This window comes from Paenibacillus taichungensis, assembly GCF_003287275.1.
In the GTDB taxonomy this organism is placed as follows: domain Bacteria; phylum Bacillota; class Bacilli; order Paenibacillales; family Paenibacillaceae; genus Paenibacillus; species Paenibacillus taichungensis_A.
On the sequence record NZ_QEVW01000025.1, the window covers coordinates 18,057 to 40,429 of the forward strand.

At 48.0% G+C, this 22,373-nt stretch carries 18 protein-coding genes and 1 other annotated feature; all 18 genes read right to left on the bottom strand.

Features of this window, described 5'->3' with window-relative positions:
• Positions 1-156: 156 nt before the first annotated feature.
• The 18 genes from DC345_RS27500 to DC345_RS27585 all read right to left on the bottom strand — a co-directional run bounded on the left by DC345_RS27500 (position 157) and on the right by DC345_RS27585 (position 22,130).
• Positions 157-1,191: a rod shape-determining protein gene (locus tag DC345_RS27500; RefSeq protein ID WP_024633969.1), complete on the bottom strand. Its 1,035-nt coding sequence runs from the start codon at positions 1,189-1,191 to the stop codon at positions 157-159.
• 194 nt (positions 1,192-1,385) lie between these two features.
• Positions 1,386-2,075, bottom strand: a complete 690-nt coding sequence (radC, locus tag DC345_RS27505; RefSeq protein WP_113055866.1) for a RadC family protein — start codon at positions 2,073-2,075, stop codon at positions 1,386-1,388.
• 35 nt (positions 2,076-2,110) lie between these two features.
• Positions 2,111-2,722, bottom strand: coding sequence for a Maf family protein (locus DC345_RS27510; protein WP_113055867.1), 612 nt, complete (start codon positions 2,720-2,722; stop codon positions 2,111-2,113).
• Positions 2,723-2,816: 94 nt separating this feature from the next.
• Positions 2,817-3,059: a DUF4321 domain-containing protein gene (locus tag DC345_RS27515; RefSeq protein WP_024633972.1), complete on the bottom strand. Its 243-nt coding sequence runs from the start codon at positions 3,057-3,059 to the stop codon at positions 2,817-2,819.
• A gap of 145 nt (positions 3,060-3,204) precedes the next feature.
• A complete protein-coding gene (locus tag DC345_RS27520) occupies positions 3,205-4,410 on the bottom strand; it encodes an SPOR domain-containing protein (protein ID WP_181586751.1) in 1,206 nt (401 codons plus the stop codon).
• A gap of 118 nt (positions 4,411-4,528) precedes the next feature.
• On the bottom strand, positions 4,529-5,848 hold the full coding sequence (gene murC / locus DC345_RS27525; protein WP_258530904.1) for a UDP-N-acetylmuramate--L-alanine ligase: 1,320 nt from the start codon (positions 5,846-5,848) through the stop codon (positions 4,529-4,531).
• A 56-nt stretch (positions 5,849-5,904) separates the two neighbouring features.
• The gene (locus DC345_RS27530; protein ID WP_113055870.1) at positions 5,905-7,281 is read right to left on the bottom strand and encodes a bifunctional folylpolyglutamate synthase/dihydrofolate synthase; all 1,377 of its coding nucleotides are present in this window, start codon (positions 7,279-7,281) and stop codon (positions 5,905-5,907) included.
• A gap of 77 nt (positions 7,282-7,358) precedes the next feature.
• Entirely contained in the window at positions 7,359-10,025 is a 2,667-nt protein-coding gene (locus DC345_RS27535) for a valine--tRNA ligase (protein ID WP_113055871.1), read from the bottom strand.
• A 58-nt stretch (positions 10,026-10,083) separates the two neighbouring features.
• Positions 10,084-10,363 (bottom strand) — a binding site (T-box leader).
• Positions 10,364-10,521: 158 nt separating this feature from the next.
• Positions 10,522-11,997, bottom strand: coding sequence for a LysM peptidoglycan-binding domain-containing protein (locus DC345_RS27540; protein ID WP_113055872.1), 1,476 nt, complete (start codon positions 11,995-11,997; stop codon positions 10,522-10,524).
• A 136-nt stretch (positions 11,998-12,133) separates the two neighbouring features.
• Positions 12,134-13,042 carry an RluA family pseudouridine synthase gene (locus DC345_RS27545; protein ID WP_113055873.1) on the bottom strand — a complete coding sequence of 303 codons (909 nt, stop codon included), beginning with the start codon at positions 13,040-13,042 and terminating at the stop codon, positions 12,134-12,136.
• Positions 13,039-14,343, bottom strand: coding sequence for a glutamate-1-semialdehyde 2,1-aminomutase (hemL, locus tag DC345_RS27550; protein ID WP_113055874.1), 1,305 nt, complete (start codon positions 14,341-14,343; stop codon positions 13,039-13,041). The genes DC345_RS27545 and hemL overlap by 4 nt, the downstream gene beginning before the upstream one ends.
• A 113-nt stretch (positions 14,344-14,456) precedes the next feature.
• Entirely contained in the window at positions 14,457-15,458 is a 1,002-nt protein-coding gene (gene hemB, locus DC345_RS27555) for a porphobilinogen synthase (RefSeq protein ID WP_079696601.1), read from the bottom strand.
• 107 nt (positions 15,459-15,565) lie between these two features.
• Positions 15,566-17,128, bottom strand: coding sequence for a uroporphyrinogen-III C-methyltransferase (gene cobA / locus DC345_RS27560; protein WP_113055875.1), 1,563 nt, complete (start codon positions 17,126-17,128; stop codon positions 15,566-15,568).
• A 4-nt stretch (positions 17,129-17,132) separates the two neighbouring features.
• Positions 17,133-18,089 carry a hydroxymethylbilane synthase gene (gene hemC, locus DC345_RS27565; RefSeq protein ID WP_113055876.1) on the bottom strand — a complete coding sequence of 319 codons (957 nt, stop codon included), beginning with the start codon at positions 18,087-18,089 and terminating at the stop codon, positions 17,133-17,135.
• A gap of 2 nt (positions 18,090-18,091) precedes the next feature.
• Positions 18,092-18,718, bottom strand: a complete 627-nt coding sequence (locus DC345_RS27570; protein WP_258530842.1) for a precorrin-2 dehydrogenase/sirohydrochlorin ferrochelatase family protein — start codon at positions 18,716-18,718, stop codon at positions 18,092-18,094.
• 28 nt (positions 18,719-18,746) lie between these two features.
• Positions 18,747-19,574, bottom strand: a complete 828-nt coding sequence (gene ccsA, locus DC345_RS27575) for a cytochrome c biogenesis protein CcsA (RefSeq protein WP_376040466.1) — start codon at positions 19,572-19,574, stop codon at positions 18,747-18,749.
• Positions 19,575-19,588: 14 nt separating this feature from the next.
• The gene (gene hemA / locus DC345_RS27580) at positions 19,589-20,977 is read right to left on the bottom strand and encodes a glutamyl-tRNA reductase (RefSeq protein ID WP_113055878.1); all 1,389 of its coding nucleotides are present in this window, start codon (positions 20,975-20,977) and stop codon (positions 19,589-19,591) included.
• A gap of 562 nt (positions 20,978-21,539) precedes the next feature.
• Entirely contained in the window at positions 21,540-22,130 is a 591-nt protein-coding gene (locus tag DC345_RS27585) for a non-ribosomal peptide synthetase module (protein WP_113055879.1), read from the bottom strand.
• Positions 22,131-22,373 lie beyond the last annotated feature (243 nt).

Below are 22,373 nucleotides of genomic sequence, written 5' to 3' on the forward strand. Positions count from 1 at the left end.
TGCCCGGCGGGGAGACTGTCAGACTTATAGTCCCATCGAGAATATCAGCCGATTCTCCCCGGGTATGCGGGTAATAGCTCTCCCGGGGTTAACCGGGTCCTCTTCGTTGATATCATGCCCTTGGCCGATAAGTGAGCCAAGCATGGCATATATCCATTAACGTTTGGAACGAACTGCCGAACTGCTTCTGCTCTTGAACAAATGAATATTTTCAAGCGCTTTACCTGTTCCGATCGCAACACAATCGAGCGGGTTCTCTGCTACGATCACAGGCATTCCTGTCTCTCCAGCAAGCAGCTTGTCCAGATTGCGCAGCAATGCCCCACCACCTGTGAGAACAATACCACGGTCCATAATATCCGCCGCCAGCTCAGGTGGACATTTCTCCAAGGTTACTTTTACAGCTTCAACAATGGCATTCACCGTATCCGCCAGAGCTTCGCTGATTTCATCCGATGTAATCGTAATCGTCTTCGGCAGGCCTGTAACGAGGTCGCGTCCACGAATCTCCATAGTTTCCACTTGCTCAAGCGGCATAGCTGATCCGATATCCATTTTCAACTGCTCGGATGTACGTTCACCGATCATCAGATTATACTGGCGTTTGATGTATTGAATCACGGATTCATCCATCTCGTCACCAGCAACACGAACCGAACGACTTGTTACAATCCCGCCAAGAGAGATGACAGCCACTTCCGTTGTACCGCCACCAATATCGACAACCATACTACCCGTCGGTTCCCATACAGGCAGATCTGCACCGATTGCAGCTGCAAATGGCTCTTCGATCGTATAGGCTTCACGTGCTCCAGCCTGTTTGGTTGCATCTTCGACCGCGCGTTGTTCTACTGCAGTAATCCCGGATGGTACACATACCATCACGTTCGGATGACGTTGGAACATGGAGCGTTGTTTCTGCGCCTCACGGATGAAATATTTGATCATCGTTGCCGTTGTATCAAAATCGGCAATAACGCCATCTTTCATTGGACGAATGGCACGAATGTTACCTGGTGTACGTCCAATCATTTTTTTTGCGGCTTCCCCTACTGCCTCAATGCTTTTTGTATCTGTCCGTATAGCGACAACCGAAGGTTCGCGCACCACAATTCCTTTTCCACGTACATAAACCAAAGTATTCGCTGTCCCCAAATCAATACCCAAATCTTTCGTAAAACCACCAAACATGACGTAATCTCCTTTTCTGCCTCATATAGCCGCCCCAGTGAATCAAGAGCGTTTCATTTTCATTCCCACCAAAATGGTGGAGCTAATATTCGCATTTGTTTTGTGTTGCATTTGTTTTGCAAAGTAAAGTGAACCTATCTTCTACGGACAACGCCGTCAACATTCATAGGAAAACATCAACGCCAACCATTATATTATACTAAGCCCTTCTCCTTCAAACTTACGTACGTTCCATCTCCGATAATAATGTGATCCAGCACGTCTATGCCTACAATTGCGCCGGCTTCGATCAGTCTTTTGGTTATTTGGATGTCCTCTGGACTAGGCGTAGGATCACCACTGGGATGGTTGTGTGCGCACACAATAGAGGCGCTGCTGCATTTGATGGCAGCCCGGAACACTTCACGCGGATGTACAATCGAAGCGTTAAGGCTACCCATGGAGAGTGTTTCCTGGGCAATAATGTGGTTTTTGCTATTCAGGAAAAGACACACAAAGTGTTCTTTCTGCAAGTAACGCAATTGTTCGGTAAGGAGGTCGGCCGCATCACGAGGGGTACGAATTGAAGTTGACTGTGTAAGTCTGCTCTTCGCAATCCGATGACCAAGCTCAATGCTGGCTTTCAGCTGTACAGCCTTGGCCATGCCGATTCCCTTCATCGCAGTCAGTTCTTCCAGGCTCAAATCCATCAACGAGCGAATTCCACCCGCTTCGGTCAGAATCCGTTGTGCCATATGCACTGCGGATTCCTGTCTAGTACCTGTTCGAAGTAAGATCGCCAGCAATTCAGCATGGCTTAAGGCGCCCGCCCCGTATTCCATCATGCGTTCTCTCGGGCGTTCTTCCTGGGGGATGTCGCGCATCATATATTGAGGCGACTCCATATGTTCCCTCTTTTCAGATCGTCAATTGCGGAATTTCATGTACGTGGCAGTACATGTATGCCGAATCCATCCAGCATATCGCTAAGCAAAGACAACGGTAGGCCTACCACATTGAAATAACATCCTTCAACACGTTCTATCAATGAAGCACCAATGCCCTGAATGGCATATGATCCTGCCTTGTCCGAAGGCTCTCCAGTCTGAACATACGCACGAATCGTAGCTTCAGACAGTTCCTTCATTGTTACATCTGTCTGCCTATACTGAACCATGGATTGTCCATTACTTACATCGATACAAGCTACTCCCGTGAAAACACGGTGTACACGCCCCTGTAGACGAGATAACATTCGTTCAGCGTCCGCTTCGTCTACGGGTTTACCAAGAATATCACCGTCCAGAACGACAACAGTGTCACTACCAACAATAACAGCATCCTGTTCACGGCCTTCCAGCCCGCGATAAACGGCAAGCGCCTTCCGCATCGCAAGCTCCTGTACCGTCTGTTCAGGAGTCCATTCCGGCGGTGTATCTTCATCGGCATGACTTGGTATTACTTCAAAAGCTAGATGGAGTGATGCGATCAGTTCTTTACGCCGCGGCGAAGTGGAAGCCAGAATAATGCGACGCTGTTGTGTTTTACCCAAAAAAACCGGCCCCTTATGCTACGGCGACATCCTGTCGGATCACGCTAGTAGATATCATTTTTTTTTAGTTTCTTCGTCAAAATTCGTCATACTCCTATAACCTGCGATACAGCCATACAGCAGCAATAATACCGATCAGACTCAGGAGGCTCATTTGAAATTGAAGTGAAATATCATAACTGATAATATCCAGATCAGCCTGCGGCGACCAACGAATGGTCGTGGCTTTCGTTAGAAAGGCAACGGCCTTTACAGGCTGCAGTGCCTTGGCGATCCACGCACCGGCCAGCCAGCCGAGCAGCAGAAACAGCAATAACATGCCGAAGTTTTTTTTCATCGGTGATCTTCCCTCGCCATTTTTTGACACCCACATTATTATACGGGGTTTTGTACGTCAATACAAACACAAATCCGGCAAGGGGAACTATTTCCAGTTCTTTGCCGGATAGGTATTTCAAGGCTGTGTTATGGGAAAGAGTTAATTATTGTTTTATTGCTTCAAGCCATTTTTTTTGCTGTAATACATATTCCATCAGATCGGACTGTACAGACCACATATGCACATTGGCCGGATTTTTGTTGTATTCGGCAATTGCCGTTACCGCACTGGCCATCGATTTTTCCATCGCCGATACATAGGGTTGTACATCTGCACTCAGACCTGGTGCAATACTATTCAAACCGGTCAGCCAGAGCTGATGCTGGTTCTGTAATGAAGTCATCGTTTCGGTAGATACGGCTTCAGGAACAGACTGACCAAGTTGCTGGATTGAGAGGGTAGACAGTTGTTCAACTAAAGCCGATCCGCTTGCGAAGAAATGCTGCACATCTTCTGCTTTTCCGCCAAATACTGCCGGGTTCACTTCAGGATTGACAATTTCCTTAACGTACAGCTCCACACCTTCGGCCTTAAGCCTTGAGCTGAGCAGCTTTGCCTCCTCACGGTCAGCCGAAATGCCTGCATATACCCGATTACCATCCTCTGGATCGGAGCCTGCCGCAATGCCTGCCTGGGACAGCTCCACCTTCGCCTGTTCAGCACGTTCAGGAGAACTGAATACACCATATTGCAGTGCATAATAGCTGCCGCCTGTAGTTGTTGCCTGGAGCTGCTGTTCCGAACCCGCCACTCCCTCTTGACCTGTCACGGCCGATACCGCCTGATTGGCGGGAATCTTGCTCCCAGGATCTACAGCCCCTTCCCGATTGAAAAAAGAAAGAATAACCATACCGAAGAGGGCCCCGGTTACAAGCGCACCCGTTACTGAACCAATCATTTTCCAGCCCTTTGGGGGGCGATTTCGCTTATAAGAGTAGTTTTCACTATCTGCAAGCCAATCGTGACCTCCATAATTCTCGTCCGATCTGTTCTCGTCCTCATCTCCCGGATACGCAGTAACATGATTATAACTGTATCCAGGCTCATCGAGTTTCGAATCCTTGTCCGTTCTTTGGTAAGGTTCAGGTACAGTGGAGCCTGTTAGCATCGTCTCTCCCCAGTCACCGGGAATATCCTCTGGTGTCCATGAAGGCGTTGTATTCAGCAGCGTTGGTGTTGGTGTTGGCGTTGGACTGTGCGGAATTTCTTCACTCAAAGCTGCAAATGTGCTGGATGTGGGTATCCCCTTGTTTTCAGGCTTGTCCGACTCGTTATCCCCAAAGCGAAACGTCATTCTAGCATTGCTCACCCCGTACCCTCTCCTTTGTCCCATTTATAACAGCTATATGCGGATAGAATCTGAAACATTCCATTCATGCAAAAAACCGCCTGCTTCGCAATGAAGTCAGACGGTTTTACGATTGTAATTATTTCAACCCTTTTGCAAGTGTATCGCCAACTTTCCAGATATCACCTGCACCCATCGTGAGCACAAGATCGCCTGGCTGAAGACGGTTCTGTAAATCTGCAACAACTTCTTCCTTTGTCGGAAGATAACGCGCAGAAGCATTGCTGTTTTGAACGATGAGTTCAACCAGTCTAGCCGAGTGAACACCTTCAATCTGTTTTTCGCCTGCAGGGGAATAGATGTCGGTAATGAGAACCTCATCCGCTTCTGCAAAGGCACGACTAAACGCATCAAGCAGGAAGAACGTACGTGTGTAGCGCTGTGGCTGGAATACCGCAATGATACGTTTCCCCGTTGCTTTGGCCGCACTGATTGTAGCCTCAATTTCAGTCGGGTGATGAGCATAGTCATCGATAATCAACATATCACGCGCTTCACCCAGCACCTGGAATCTACGTTTCGCTCCATGGAACTGGATAATGGCAGCCGTAATTTTCTCAAAGGGAATACCTGCTTCCAGACAGGTAATAACCGTAGCCATCGCATTATAAACGTTATGTTTACCTGGAACTGACAACTCCACCGTACCCAACACAGTGCCCTGATGGCTCATCGTGAAGGAAATTCGGCGGTCGCCAAGCACGATATCTGTTGCTGTATACTCAGCAGCATAATCAATTCCGTATGTGGTTACCCGTGATTTTAACTCAGGCAAAATGGCTTGAACATTCTCGTCGTCAGCACACACAATGGCCGTGCCTTCTGGACGAATCTGACTCAGGAACTGCACATAAGCCTTTTTGAGTTCCTCAAAATCACTGTTGTAGTTCTCAAGATGATCTGCTTCAATATTCGTTACAATACCGAGCCAAGGGTGGTACTGCAAAAATGAACCGTCGCTCTCGTCTGCCTCGGCAACAACCCAGTCGCCTTGGCCTGCCTTCGCGTTGGTACCCACGTTCATGATTTCCCCGCCAATGATGTACGTCGGGTCTGTATCACATTTATCCATAACGAGTGCAATCATGGATGACGTGGTTGTTTTGCCATGAGCTCCGGCTACAGCCACACCTTTACGCTCATTCAGCAAACGCGCGAGCATCTGTGCGCGGTGCAAAATTGGAATGTTCAGCTTTTCAGCTGCCACCCGTTCCACATTATCAGCAGGAGCTGCCGTAGAGTAGACAACCAGGTCTGCCCCATTTACATGCTCTGCCGTATGTCCGATATATATTTTCGCTCCCTTGGCTGCCAGCTTCTCGGTCAACTCCTGTGAAGCGACATCCGATCCGGTAACGGTGTATCCCATCTCAAGCATAACTCTCGCGATGGCACTCATGCCATATCCGCCAATCCCTATAAAATGAACGTGTTCCGATGTATTTAACAAAACTTTCACCAACCTTTTTCAGAATCGGTTTGATGCAAAAGGGCTGCCCGCACATCTGCAATCAGGTACAATGTGCCGGACACCACCCCCAGATCTTCCGCTTCCGTCCGTGACTTCAATAGATCAAGTGCCTTTGCCCATTCGGGCTCGACGATGATTTCCAGCTCCGGTTTCGCAATGGCGGGACGTACCCGTTCCACGATCTGCAGCAATTCGGCTGCATCCATTTTGCGTCGGAAATCTGGCTCGGTCAGGATCAGCGTATCCACTAGTGGCAGTATATGCTGCAAATACGCTTCGTGATGCTTATTCGCCAGCATGCCCATCATCAAAATTAACTTGTTGTGAGGATATACGTCGATAATGCTCTTGGCCAGCGATTCAGCCCCCTCCGGATTATGCGCACCATCCAGAACAATGCGGGGCTGATCAACCACTTTCTCGAACCGTCCTGCCCAGAAGGCATGTTCCAGTCCAAGTGCAATATCTTCATCATCCAGCATAAATGCCATGTATTGGCGAAGCAACTCCAGTACCATAAGTGCACCCGCTGCATTATCGCATTGATGTGCGCCCTGCATGCGAATACGAGCGTCCAGATCACGGAACGGTCCTGTAAAATGAAAAGATTGTCCGTTCTCATCACTGTCCAGTCTATGATAGGAGAAACGATCTCCCGCCAGATACACGGTTGAACGCAACCGCTCTGCTGTCTCCTGGATCACCTTCACAGCCTCTGGCTGCGTGGCACAGGTAACAACGGGTACCCCCGCTTTAATAATGCCTGCCTTCTCTCCAGCAATCGCCTCAATCGTATCTCCCAGTACATCCGTATGGTCCATACCGATATTGGTAATGACCGATACCACGGGTGTAACAATATTCGTTACGTCCATCCTTCCCCCGAGCCCTGTCTCCCATACCACAATGTCCGGGTAGCACTCTTCCGCATAATACAGAAGGGCGAGTGCTGTAGATACCTCAAACATAGTAGGTGATCCAAGGGGAGTTGAAGCCATCTCTTGAACCAATGGATACAGGCGGTTTGAAAGTTTGAGCAACGTTTCTTCCGGGATATCCTCACCGTTGTACTGAAAACGGTTTGTGAATTTGGTGATATAAGGGGACGTAAACGTTCCAACATCATATCCCGCCTGAAGAAGCACTGACGTCAAAAAAGCGCAAGTCGAACCTTTGCCGTTCGTTCCCGCGACATGAATAAATTTGAGACGCTGGTGAGGATTGCCCAGCAATGACATCAATCCCTCGATTCGTTCCAATCCAGGTCGGATGCCAAAAGGAATAAGGCCATTGATCCAGTTCACGGCCTCGTCATAAGTAAGTAAAGGAGATGCTATTTCTGTCCCGTTAAGTTCCGTCATATGATTCACCTTCGGTTTGAGTTTGGTTGAAAAAAGCGGCCGGATGGCGCATAAGCACTCCATCCGACCCGAATATATTAACCTTTCAGTTCCTTGATTCGTGCAATCACCTTATCCCGTTTATCGGAATAATCCGCTTGCTTGGCGCGCTCTTCCTCGATAACCTTGGCAGGAGCCTTGGCAACAAAGCCTTCGTTCGCCAACTTTTTCTCCACACGGAGTACTTCGCCCTCAAGGTTCTGCAACTCTTTCTCCAGACGAGCCACTTCCTGATCAATATCAATAAGACCCGCCAGCGGCAAATACAGCTCAGCCCCAGTAATGACAGCAGTCATCGCTTTATCCGGTGAGCTCAGATCCAGGCCGCTGTCGAACTCGGACGTATTACAGAAACGTTTGATGTAATGGCTGTTGCGTTCAATGATGCTGGATGTCTCTGCGTTGTTCGCTTTTACCATCAATTCAATTTTCTTGCTCATTGGTACATTTACTTCTGCACGGATGTTTCGCACTGCACGAATGGTATCCATAAGCAGGTTCATCTCAGCAACCGCTTCTGGATTTTCCAATGCAGGGTCATACACCGGCCAGGAAGCCAACGTAATCGTCTCGCCTTCATGCGGCAGATGCTGCCAGATCTCTTCAGAAATGTACGGCATGAACGGATGAATCAGGCGCATAGTCTGATCCAGCACATAAGCAAGCACCGATTGTGTTTTCTTCTTGGCAACCGGATCTTCCCCGTAGAAGGACAACTTCGCAAATTCAATATACCAGTCACACAGGTCATCCCAAATAAAGTTATACAGCAAACGGCCTGTTTCTCCAAATTCATATGCTTCGATTAGACGCGTAATATCACGAGAAGTTTCGTTCAGGCGGTGCAAAATCCAATAATCCGCTGTTCCGAGGTCTCCACTAATATCACGATCTTCATAGGTGAAGCCTTCCAGATTCATCAGGGCGAAGCGTGATGCATTCCAGATTTTATTCGCAAAGTTACGAGCCTGTTCAACCCGCTCCCAACGGAAACGGAGATCCTGTCCTGGAGTGCTGCTAGTGGAGATCATGTAACGCATTGCATCCGCACCATATTTCTCAATCACATCCAACGGATCAACACCATTGCCGAGCGATTTGGACATCTTGCGTCCGTCTGCATCACGAACAAGACCATGCATCAGCACATCCTTGAACGGAACCTCTTCCGTGAACTCCAGAGCGGTAAAGATCATGCGTGCCACCCAGAAATAAATAATGTCATACCCTGTTACGAGTACACTTGTCGGGTAATAACGTTTCAGATCTTCCGTGTCTTCCGGCCAGCCTAATGTAGAGAACGGCCATAATGCGGAGCTGAACCATGTATCCAGAACGTCTTCATCCTGTCTCAGCTTGCGTCCAGCGTATTCTGGCAATGTTGTCGGATCTTCAGCAGATACAATAACTTCTCCAGTCTCCTCGTCATACCAGGCAGGAATGCGATGACCCCACCACAATTGACGAGAGATACACCAGTCACGAACATTCTCGATCCAGTTCAGATACGTTCTCTCAAAACGGTCCGGAACAAAACGAACTCCTTCACCGCTTTGTTGCTTCTCAATCGCTTTTTCCGCGAGCGGCTTCATCTCAACAAACCACTGTGTCGACAAATACGGCTCAACGACAGCTCCTGTCCGTTCGCTGTGTCCAACCTGATGCGTATGATCCTCGATGTTGATCAATACGCCCTGTTCTTGCAGGTCGGCAACAATCTGCTTACGGCAGTCGCTGCGATCCAGTCCCTGATATTTGCCTGCTTCGGCATTCATCGTACCCGTCTCATCCATCACCGTAATCTGTGGCAGATCATGACGAAGACCTACTTCGAAGTCATTCGGATCATGAGCAGGCGTAATTTTCACGGCCCCACTTCCGAAATCTTTATCTACGTACTCATCTGCAATAACCGGAATTTCGCGTCCGATGATAGGCAGAACAAGCACCTTGCCGATCATATCCGCGTAACGCTCATCCTTCGGATGAACAGCAACTGCCGTATCTCCCAGCATCGTTTCCGGGCGAGTTGTCGCTACTGTAACATACCCACTTCCGTCTTTGAGCGGATAACGCAGATGGTACAAGTGACCCTGAACTTCTTTATATTCAACCTCAATGTCGGACAGTGCAGTCCGGTTCACCGGGTCCCAGTTAATGATTCGTTTGCCTCGATAAATGAGGCCTTTTTCATACAGTTGAACAAACACTTTACGTACAGCCTGGGATAGACCTTCGTCCAGTGTAAAACGTTCACGCGAGTAATCGAGCGACAAGCCCATTTTGCCCCATTGCTGACGAATGGTTGTTGCATATTGCTCTTTCCAGTCCCACACCTTCTCCAAAAACTTTTCGCGTCCCAGATCATAACGAGTCTGACCTTCTTCACGCAATTTCTGCTCCACTTTGGTTTGGGTAGCAATCCCCGCATGGTCAGAACCTGGCAGCCACAGTGCATCATAGCCCTGCATCCGCTTAGTACGAATCAGAATGTCTTGCAGTGTGAAATCGAGCGCATGCCCGATATGGAGCATTCCGGTTACGTTCGGGGGTGGGATTACAATCGTATAAGGTTCAGCATCTTTACGCTGGCCAGCCTTAAAATATCCATTTTCCATCCAAGTGGAATACCATTTTTGTTCCGCAGCTTTCGGATCATATGTGGTTGGCATTTCTGTTGCAGCTGAATTTTTTTGTTCAGACATGTGTCATTCCTCCGTTACTTATTCATCATCGCCAAAAAACAAAAAAACCTTTCATCCATCAAAGGACGAAAGGTTAGCTTTCGCGGTACCACCTTTGTTTCACGCAGATAGAAAGACAGACTACCCCTTCTGTACTTACGTGACACTTCAAGCAGATAACGGCTGCGACCGGCCCATCCTACCTCAGGTATGAATGATACTAAAGTTACTCATCCCTTGTATTCAAACAGGCAACTCCCGGGCGACTTCGATCAGTTGGTTCCTACGGAATTTCCCAGCGCTACAATCCCGCTCTCTGAAAGGTCATACTGTCTACTACTCCCGATCCACGTTGTTCTTCAAAAAACCTAAACACATCATACCCTGCCCGTGCCCGATAGTCAACCTGACAACAGCGGAAAAAGCGCGCTGCAATGCAGGTTAAGGGCAGACAAAGCAAAAACCCGCCATCCTCAAGGGATCACGGGTCGAAATGGTCATTAAACCTGCCTACAGGTTAAGGGATATATAGAATCTGTCCTTCTTCCACAACCTGTTCAGATAATCGGTTATACAACTGGAGCTCTCGAGTACTTAACTGATATCGGTCTGCAATGGTATCGAGCGTCTCTTCACGCTGTACAATGCATAACTTTACTTTACGGAACGGGGTCTGATCGACAATGGTGCCGAGAAACAGGTTCTTCCACTCGACATCATCAGGCTGGTATGTTTCTTCCTGCTGGACCCCAGCAAGTGCCTCTTGCTCTCGTTCTGCCTCCGCCTCCCGTGTAACTCTGCCGGAGGATAACAATGAGGAAATACCTACGCCCTCTTCCTGTTTGGGTGCAGTTTCTCTCTTGCTGCCAAAAGCAACCTTGAGCTCCGGCTTGTCTTCCGTCTCAGCCACAGGTTCAGGGATAAATGCTTCTTTTTCAGCGAACTCATTCGTATCCAACGCTTCAAGAGGAGGTCTGTCTTCCTCTGAAATTTCCGGTTCAGACGCTGCGAAGACATCCTGCCAGTTCTCTGACTGCGAACCTGTCGGAACATCTGCAACTGCCTGCTCCTCTGGCTTTGGTTCAGATCGGGCAGATTCAAAATGCCATACATCCGGTGCTGCCTGTTCATCCAAAGGCCGCGCGTCCGGTTTGGAACCAGCTTGTTCCGAGTTCCTTAAATTCGTATGTAAGGTCTCGACGGAAGGCTCGGACCAAACAGACGACTCTTCAGCCAGAGGAAGCAAAGGCTCGGATTCAGGGTAAGAAGCCAATCTGTCAGCAGTCTCCGCCAAAAAAGACGAAACGGGAGAAGGCGTATCGGACAATTCAGCTGCTTGCGCTTCATCTTCCTTATCCCTCAAGGACGAGGACGCTTCGTTTTCAGGTAATATTTTACTTGGATCGGCGTTTCCATCCCCTTGCTGCCAGGATTGAAACTGTTCGGAAGAAGCTTGAAATAAATGTTCCTGCTGCAACTCCTCTTCGCTCCGTTGAAGCAAATACTCCTGAGCAAATACATTAGGACGGCTGCCTGTCTGTTCTGTTTCAACAGAACGGTCGCCCTGCTGAGGGTCGGGCGAATGGACAACGGTAAACTCATCTGCTGACCAGACTTGCGGTTCCTCCACCGGAAAGCCCTCGATACCGCGAAGAGACAATACGCCTGTAATGTTCAAACTTCGGTCGGATAACAAATCGACATCAAAATTTTCAATCTCAATGGAAATATCTTCAAGTGATCTTACCCGGTTCAGGGGTACTGTGATCTCCACCGGGATAAAATGTTTGAGTTCCTCCGAGATCTCGTTCTCTCCCCGATACGCACCTGTGAGTAAAAGATGGCCTCGCAATGTTGCATGATCATCCTGACCTATCACCTGAATGCGGGGGTATAACTCAATTTCCTCCAGTTCCTCAATTGCAGGGACTCCCTCTGACAAATGAACGCGCTCATAAATATCGAACCGCAAACCATAAGGTTGATTCAACAAAGGTGGCGTCCTCCTTTCGGCATATGTTCACCATGATCCTTCTCATGGGACTGATCCATGGTCCAAATCCTTCGTTACCCCATCTATATGCCTTGAATGAGATGAGCATGCCACCTTTTGTGCAAACCTTCCCAGTTTATTGGTCCTTGCCTTCCCGCCCTGCCAGTTGTTCGAAATCCTGCGGCCAAGGATCAGCCACTTTAATTCGCGCTCCTGTCAGCGGATGACTAAAACTCAGAGTCTCACCATGAAGCGCCTGCCGACCAATAGAATCCCTTCTGCCTCCATATAACTCATCTCCGATGAGGGGATGCCCCACATAACTTAAATGCAACCGAATCTGGTGTGTGCGCCCTGTATCCAGTGTCAGCCGGACAAGGGTCGCCCTATCCCAAACCTCCACGATCTTCACGTGAGTTACAGCGTCCTGCCCACCTTCAGAGACACGTCTGCGCTGCTTATGATGCCTGTCCTTCCCAATCGGAGCATCAATCGTATTCAGCTCCGTGGATATCTGACCGCCTGCAATGGCGACGTAATGGCGTCCAATGTCTTTACGACGCATGGCTTCATCCAGTTTGGCGAGAGCAAAAGCATTTTTGGCATATAAAACAGGCCCAGTTGTATCCTCGTCCAGACGGTGAACATGACGTACATTCGCCTGAATCCCATTCATTTCGTAATAGGAGGCAACCGCGTGATCCAGCGTAATCGCTTGATCCGCCCGGCTTCCATCAGGATGAAGCTTCATTCCGGCCGGTTTGTGCACGACCAGACAGAAGTCATCCTCATACAGAACATCGATATCCGCCCAGCGCGGTTCTACATCAATCGGCTGAGACGCAAAAAGGGCCAGCCGAAGCCGGTCCCCTGCCAGTTGTATGCCCTGGTTCGTCTTTAGCTGACGCAACATCTTCTCTGGTAACTGAAGCTCAGACAAGAGCCATTGTTCTGCAGCCGTTTGTCTGTCTGAACTGCTTGTCACTGCTTTGCCTGGCATCAGCTCAAGCCATTCCCCACGGCGTTTCCAACTTTTAATGGTCATAATGATTGAAGAGCCTTACGGTTCGCCTCAATTGTATCGTCAATATCCTGCTCCGTATGCACGCCAGAGATAAACATACCTTCGTATTGGGAAGGCGCAACACTCACACCCTGATCAATCATGGCCGCAAAGTAACGACGGAATTGATCCAGATTGCTTTCTTTGGCGATATCATAATTCGTAACCGGAACAGCACTGAAAAATGGACAGACCATCGAACCAACACGGTTAATCGTTATGGCTACACCTGTCTCTGCTGCATTCTTCTCAAACCCAGCCTGCAAACGTGCAGACAGCGTCTCCAGACGATCATAGACCTCCGGTGTCAACAATTTGAGTGTCGTATAACCTGCTGCCATAGCGAGCGGATTACCGCTCAGTGTACCTGCCTGATAGATCGGTCCGGTCGGAGCAATCTGTTCCATCAGATCACGTCTGCCGCCATAAGCACCCACCGGAAGCCCGCCACCGATGACTTTACCCAGACAAGTCAGGTCAGGTGTAACGCCATATCGTCCCTGTGCACAGTTCAAGCCTACACGGAAACCGGTCATAACTTCGTCAAAAATGAGCAGACTGCCATATTGAGACGTCAGACTGCGCAGGCCTTCAAGGAAACCTGAAACGGGTGGTACAACTCCCATATTACCTGCAACAGGTTCCACTATAACGGCGGCCAATTCTTCACCATAACGTTCAAAAGCAAGTTTCACGGACTCCAGATCATTGTATGGAACCGTAATCGTATTTATAGCCACACCTTCAGGAACACCAGGGCTGTCAGGCAGACCCAGTGTTGCTACACCAGATCCTGCTTTGATCAGCAAGCTATCAGCATGCCCATGGTATGATCCTTCAAACTTCAAAATTTTACTGCGTCCGGTTACACCACGTGCCAGTCGAATCGCACTCATGGTTGCTTCCGTACCGGAATTCACCATTCGTACGATATCGATCGAAGGCACACGCTCACAGACGAGTTTAGCCATCTCGGTCTCCAGCAGTGTTGGTGCACCAAAACTTGTTCCTTTAAGAGCTGTCTCACGCAAAGCTTCTACAACGTCAGGATGCGCATGTCCCATAATGAGCGGACCCCAGGATCCCACATAATCAATAAAAACATTGCCATCAATATCATAGATTTTCGATCCTTCGCCACGCTCTGCATAGATCGGGGTAAGCCCTACCGATTTGAACGCTCGAACGGGGCTGTTCACACCCCCAGGTATGTACTGTTTGGCTTCTTCAAATGCGCTGCGTGAGCGCTCATCATTGCGACGAGTTCCTTGTTGTGCAGTCATGAACATCCTCCTTAGTGATGAGGCCCCTCCACACCTTAGGAAGAGGCCTTTTTATATAATTTTGATAAATGTTAATCCGTTTTGTTCATCCTGGCTGTTATGGGAGCAAGCTATTATTTTTCGGCCAACCAACGTGAAGCGTCTTTTCCGTAGTACGTAATAATCATATCTGCACCCGCACGTTTCATACTCAGCAAAATTTCCATAGCCACTTTCTTCTCATCAATCCAGCCTTGAATCGCCGCTGCCTTCACCATGGCATACTCTCCACTTACATTGTAAGCAACCAGTGGAAGATCAAATTGGTCCTTGATCGTACGCATGACATCCAGATAGGACAGTGAAGGTTTCACCATCAACATGTCTGCTCCTTCAAGCACATCAGTTTCGGCTTCACGCAATGCTTCACGAGCGTTCGCCGGGTCCATTTGATACGACTTGCGATCTCCGAATTGTGGCGTGGAATCCGCAGCTTCGCGGAATGGACCGTAGAATGCCGAAGCATATTTTACGGAGTAGGACATGATCGGAATGTGACTAAAACCATTCTCATCCAGTCCCGCACGGATCGCTTGGACAAATCCATCCATCATGTTGGATGGTGCGATAATGTCTGCTCCAGCTTTCGCCTGGGATACCGCTGTTTTCACGAGCAGCTCCAGTGATTCGTCATTGAGAACATCTCCGCAAATGTGACCATCCACTTCCACGGTGTGCACCATACCACAATGACCATGATCAGTAAATTCGCACAGACAGGTATCAGCAACAACCAGCAGCTCAGGGTACCAGGACTTAATCAGCTTCGTTGCTTCCTGTACAATGCCATCTTCAGCGAATCCAGACGAACCAACACTGTCTTTGGTTTCCGGAATACCGAATAAGAGTACAGCCGGAATACCCAGATCGGCAATCTCCTTCACTTCTTCCTGCAGACGATCCAGCGAGAAGCGGAATACGCCCGGCATGGATTTGATTTCGGATTTTACATTTTCACCATAAGTAACATAGATAGGTTGGATAAAATCATCCACAGTCAAATGGGTCTCTCTCACCATATTGCGAATACCTGTGGATTGACGTAAACGGCGATGCCGTACAATTGGAAAACTCATACGTGTGAAACCTCCCTGAATCGTGATGTGGAGCAAAAAGCGAAGCGCGCCGGTATCGTAACGAATTCAGCACGCTTCATCTATCGATTGCGGTTCAATTTATATGTTTAACGGGGAAATACAGCTTCTGTAACAGGCTTTCGTTTCCACTCAGACAACACAGAAATCAGACTCTCAATGGTTGCTTCTTCGGCCATCATGGTGACCTTCAAGCCTGCTGCTTCTGCCGTCTTCGCTGTAACAGGCCCGATACATGCAACCTCTACATTTTCCAATAAAGGTAAGGGATCCTGCAATCCCATTCGTTTCAGAATGCTCATGAAATTGGTGACGGTGGACGAACTTGTGAAGGTCATCGCATGAATCCCGCCCTCTTCAAGCAGCTTCAGCAGTTCATCGTCATCCTCGCCAGCCAGAATGGTGTCATAGATAATGGCCTCGGTAACCAGAAGTCCCCGCTCCCTCAACTGTTCAGGCAACCAGGAGCGCGCAAGATCTCCATGAGGTAAAAGAACCCTCTGCCCTTGCTTCAGTTCACTTTCAAAAGCTTCCAGCATACCTTCGGCCTGAAATGGCCCCTGAATGACCTCCGCTACAATGCCATACTTACGCAAAGCTTCCCCAGTGGAAGGTCCTACCGCTGCAACTCTCGCTTGATGAATGGCGCGAATATCCTTACCTTGCTGCTGCAAATGACGGAAAAAGAATTCCACTCCGTTTACGCTCGTGAAAAATACCCAGTCAAACGTATTTAACGCACCAAAAGCCTGTTTGACACTTTCCTGTGCCGACTCCCCTGATGGCATCACGGTCTCAATTACCGGAAATTCGTAAGGTTCACCGCCAAGTTCCTCGATTCGGTTGACCAATTCACTAGCCTGACTGCGTGCTCGCGTCACCAAAATGCGTTTGCCAAACAGCGGCAGTGCTTCCGCCCATTTCAACTGTTCGCGCTGGTTTACCACCTCACCAACAACAATGACAGCGGGTGGTTGAAAATTCGCAGCGATGACTTTTGCTTCGATATCTTCAAGCGTACCTGTGATCGTATCCTGCTCTGCCCTTGTGCCCCAGCGAATCAATGCCACTGGTGTTTGCGCAGGGCGTCCGTGACGAATCAACTGTTCGCTGATATATCCGATTTTGGAGACGCCCATCATAAATACCAGTGTGCCTGTAGCATTCGTCACTTTATCCCAATGAATACTGCGGTCAAGCTTGTCCGGACTCTCATGCCCCGTAATGATAGAAATAGAGGAAGCATAGTCGCGGTGGGTCACAGGTATTCCAGCGTAAGCAGGTACACTTATTGCTGAGGTTACACCAGGTACGATTTCAAAAGGAACGCCGTTTTTGCGCAGCAGATCAGCCTCTTCCCCTACGCGTCCGAATATCGTCGGGTCTCCCCCTTTAAGTCGGACCACAATCTTGCCTTCCAGTGCGAGATCAACCAACAGCTGGTTGATTTCTTCCTGCTTCATCGTATGTCGATCCGGCCGTTTACCCACATAAATCTTAACCGCGCCGGGCTTCATTTGTTTGAGTAATCTTGGACTTGCCAAGCGATCGTAAACAACAGCATCCGCCCGACCGATCGTTTCCCAGCCTTTTACCGTAATCAGCTTGGCGTCACCTGGACCTGCACCAACCAAAAAGACCTTCCCCACCATGACTTCATCCCCTAACTTCTGCCAGTATCTGCTCTGCTCCCCGTTCAATCAATCTCCAAGCCACTTCTTCTCCAAGACGAACCGGATCTTTGCCCGTCATCGCTTCTTTAAGAATCAGTCCGCCGTCCGGCGTACCAACCATACCTGTTAATTGTAACGTGTTTTGTCCATTCGGGGAATCTGCATCTTGCTGTGGAACCCATACGGCATGAGCTCCAATCGGAACCTGACAGCCCCCATTCAATACACTAAGGAAGCGACGTTCAGCCAACACAGGAAATGCGGTTTCCGGATCGTTATACAACTGCAACAGATGGAGCAATTCAGCATCATCTTCACGGCATTCAATGCCGAGCGCACCCTGACCTACTGCGGGAAGACAAGCTTCCTCTGACAGATACTCCGTAATTCGATCTTGCCAGCCCATTCGATACAACCCAGCGGCAGCCAAAATAATAGCGTCCAAACCTTCTGTCTCCAGCTTGCGCAGGCGGGAATCAATATTGCCACGAAGCGATTCAAGTTGCAAATCCGGACGGTATGCTTTCAGTTGACTGGATCGACGCAGACTGCTCGTCCCCACTCTTGCCCCTTCCGGCAATTGATCCAAAGTGAGTCCACCATTTGAAATCAGTGCATCACGAGGATCCGCACGGCGCGGAACTGCACCGTTCGTCAACCCTTGTGGCAGCTCGGAAGGCATATCCTTCATGCTATGAACAGCCATATCAATCGTGCGATCCATCATCGCCTGTTCAATCTCTTTGACAAATAGTCCTTTGCCTCCAACTTTTGACAAGGTTACGTCGAGAATCAAATCTCCTTTTGTAACGATTTTATGTACTTCAAAATCAAAAGCTAACCCTTCCCGTTCACAAATATCACGTAAATCTTGAATTACATGGCCTGTCTGGGTCAAAGCAAGTGCGCTTTGTCTGCTTCCCACTTTAATTGTCCGCATGTCTACACGTCCTCCTGATTATGGGATATCCAGTCCCCAATTTGTTCTTCGGTCCACCACTCAAACTGACCTGTACGGATCTTTTCCAGCACATTCATTTCGGTTAAACGACGAAGTAATTTAGCTCTGACACCTGAAGAAGATACACGTGCCTTTACTTCCATCCTCATCTGATACAAAAATTCAATATATGTCTCGTACTCATCTCCGAATTGCTGCTCCAAGGTGTCACGAATCTCTGCTGCGGCCACAGGTCCTGCTCCAGCTGTCGATATCGCAATGCTCAGTCTTCCACGCCGGACCACACTTGGTGTAATAAAGGTGCTTCGCTCAGAAGATATGGCGTCATTAACCAGTATACCCGCTTCTTCAGCTTCTTGGACAACAGCTGTGTTCACTTCACTATGGTCGGTTGCTGCATATACGAGAAAGGCCCCCCGCAAATCTCCATTGCGGTAGGACCGGGCCAGCCATTGAATTCGGGAATCATGATGCAATTGTTGTAACGTTGGCGTAACTTCCGGACTAATCACCTTGATTTGCGCTTCTGCATGAAGCAAACCTTTTATTTTACGTTCAGCGACACGTCCGCCTCCAACCACGAAGCAGGATTTCCCTGATATATCCATAAATATTGGCGTGTACCGCTCCATCCCTTCACTCTCCCGTCCAACGATGAAACGCTGAGTACGCATTGGATAAAAAACTGATAATGACAAAGCCGTATCCGATCAGCGTCCATCTCGCCATAATGACTGTGGAAAACTGTTTTCTTCTCTTAAAGACGAAGTATCCCACATAGATTGCTATGGCTAGTCCTGTTGCAATAACCTTGAGATCCAAGAGCAGGCTCCAACGCGTTTCGGCCACAATGGACAATACCGCGAGCATGATAGAAACACCGAGAAGAGGTGTGCCTATCAATGTAGCACCATCCATATATTTGCCGATCACTTCGAGACTCGGCAGACGACGTACGGTATCATTCCATTTCTTATTCTTCAGCTTACGGTGCAAAAACAGATATAACAAGGCAAATACAGCACCCACCGTCAGAGCCGCAAAACCAAGATTGGCCAACGTAATATGCATAATAAGCAATCCATGCACAGTCTGCCAGTTATGCAGAGATATCTCACCTGCTGTAAACCACAATCGATTCAACACCGTAACGGAGAAACCAACCACGTTCAGCAATAAAATGACAAATTCGGAACGCTGAATTCGAGTCATTACTAGAGACATCAACACAATACTAAATGAAAAGATAAACAAAAAATCAAACGTGGTATAAATCGGAAAATGACCTTCGGTTAGCATGCGTAAAATGACATGGAACACCTGAAGCGCCCACACAACAACAAGAAACCCTGTGCCTGTCCGCTTCGCCCCCGCATTGCGTCGAATGCAGTCCGAGAAATAGAACAGTAGGCTCAGGGCATACATATAAATTAAAGCTTCATAAATTTGTTCAGCTAGGGTCAAGCTGCCCACCCGCCTTATACGCCTGCCGGGGCATAAGCCGGCACGGGGTCTTGCCGGGAATCGTTAAGATGAACGGGATCCGGTTTGCGCAGAGCCGTGGCATCACTCTGACTTACTTTCTCAGCGGCCACCTCTACTGCATCCTCCAGAGCAAAGATCTGAGTAAACATGCGCAGTGCTTCATCGCCATGCTTGGTACCAGCCATTTCCTTAATCCGGTTAATCGGATCGGTCGTCATTTGATTCACGATACTTTTCGTCAGACGGCGGATAACTTTACGCTGATGTTCATCCAGTTCAGGCAATTTATTAAACAGACTATCCATTGTTTCTTCATGAATGGAAGCACCTTTTTCCTGCAATGCCCGAATGACAGGACGAACGCCCAAGGTTTTGAGCCATTGATAATAATCTTCCATCTCAAGTTCAATCATTTTCTCGATCTTAGCAGCTTCTACCTTGCGCATTTCCAGATTGCTTTCCACGATTCCTTCCAAATCATCAATATCATAAAGGAATACATTGGATAACTCGCCGATCGCCGGATCGATATCCCGCGGAACAGCAATATCAATCAGGAACAGTGGACGCGATTGACGACGCTTCATACTCTCTCGAACGACAGTGGCATCCAGTACATATCTTTCTGCCCCCGTCGAACTAATGACAATATCAACCTCATTCAGTCGCTCTAATGCCTGTTCCATCGTACAAGGGGTCCCCCGAAACTTCGCTGCCAATTCCTCAGCTCGCGCAAGTGTCCGATTCGCCACAATGACTTCGGAGGCTCCGTTGCTATATAAGTGTTTTACTGTAAGTTCACTCATTTTGCCGGCACCCAGAATCAGCACCTTCTTATCCGTAAACATACCAAAGATACGCTTGCCTAATTCTACAGCAGCATAACTTACAGATACCGCACTCTCTCCGATCGAAGTCTCTGAATGTGCCCTTTTGCCCAATGTAACAGCTTGTTTGAACAGCATGTTAAACCAGGTTCCAGTAGCTTTCTCTTCCTGTGCTTTGAAAAAAGCCTGTTTCACCTGTCCAAGAATCTGAGTCTCGCCAATAACCATTGAGTCCAGCCCACAAATGACACGGAACAAATGGCGCATAGCTTGATCATCTTCATATATATATAAGTGTTGCGTAAATTCTTCCCGCGGAACATTAAACCATTGTTCCATGAACGTCCGAATAAAATAACCACACATGTGAAGACGGTCTACCACAACATACAACTCGGTACGGTTACATGTGGCTACGATTACACCTTCCAATACACTCTTGGTCAGCTTGAGCTGCTGCAGCGCTTCAGACAAGTCCTTTTCTGCAAATGTGAATCGTTCCCTAACCTCTACAGGCGCCGTGCGATAATTCAAACCAACGACAACGATGTGCATTGCAAGTTCACCTGCCTAATAAATTTCCAATCAAAGTGTTTTCTACATATGTTCATCCATTTATGATTGACATGGTTAATTATATCACACATCCATAGTATGACTGGGCCATTTTTATGAAATGTTTATGAAATCCCCATGTAAATCATCTTATGCATTGTCATTTATTGTAGTGTCTCACCAATCTTCACCGTTATGCGTTAAATACTTGTTTTAAAGATAAAGATTCATGAAAATCCCATATAAAACAAATAGCCATGGATGGCTCCATGACTATTCAGGTTTGGGGTGATCTTCGCTCCATCCCGATATGTAAACATTATTCATACTGTCGAACATGCATTTAGTTTCATTTCTGGTATCTCCACTTGCAATTCGAGATTAAAAATAACATCTATTCAAAGGGATTGCAACCCCTTTTAGGAAGATAAAAATAAAAGATTACGGACCGAGCAAGCTACCAAAATCAAAAAAAAATCCCCTTTCGCAGCTGCCTGGAATGTGCCAGATCAGAGCATTGGGGGATGGTTCGTTGGGGACTTGTATTATTCACACTTTTAGGTCAATAGGCTTCAAGCTCAAACAGCCGTTTCTGGTGGCGAGCAAGCTTTTCATCAATCTGCTGGAGCTGTTCAGAAGTAGAAACATCCATTCTTGCATCGAGTAACGAATCAATCTCGGCGTATACCCGAATGATCTCGCGTTCAACATCCCGTGCCTGGAATACACGCTGTAACTCAAGCAACGAATTTTTGTATTCATAGATGACACGGATATTCTCACCGGTCTGCTCTACAATTTTACGAACAACGCCTTGAGTATAAACATACGTCATGGTGAACTCTTCATAAATTCGATGAACAACGCCGTCACCCTTAAAGGTCATAAAGAGCTTCCGGACTACGTTCGTCAGATGATGGTTTACCAAGCGGCAAGATAACTCACAGATATAAAACCCTTCCCTGCGGTCAAACGGGAAATGAACTTCTTCTCCACTCACATCTACGAGCACAATTTCCTGACAGCCATTCTCCATCACCTTCACACGTTGATGAATCCGGCCGTCTTCTGTCATCCGCAAAAACTGATGCATCTGGGGTTCTGATAATTTCAAAGTGGCTTTAACATACTCTGTAGCTAATCGCTGAGCCATAAAAATCTCCTCAATTCTTTCCCGATTGTTTTGTTTCCTGCACATGTGGCAGTGATCTCAAAATTCTTCAGGTCGGCAAGGCCGCTACTTTGGTACTGTTACGATTGCACCTATACTCATTATACACTACCGTATAGCTATTTCGCCCCAAAATAAAACAATGAATTTTCACGAAAATCCATAATATATGGATTAATCCTTAATCGCATCAAAGATTCACCCCAGTTGCTCGCTTTCCTGCGC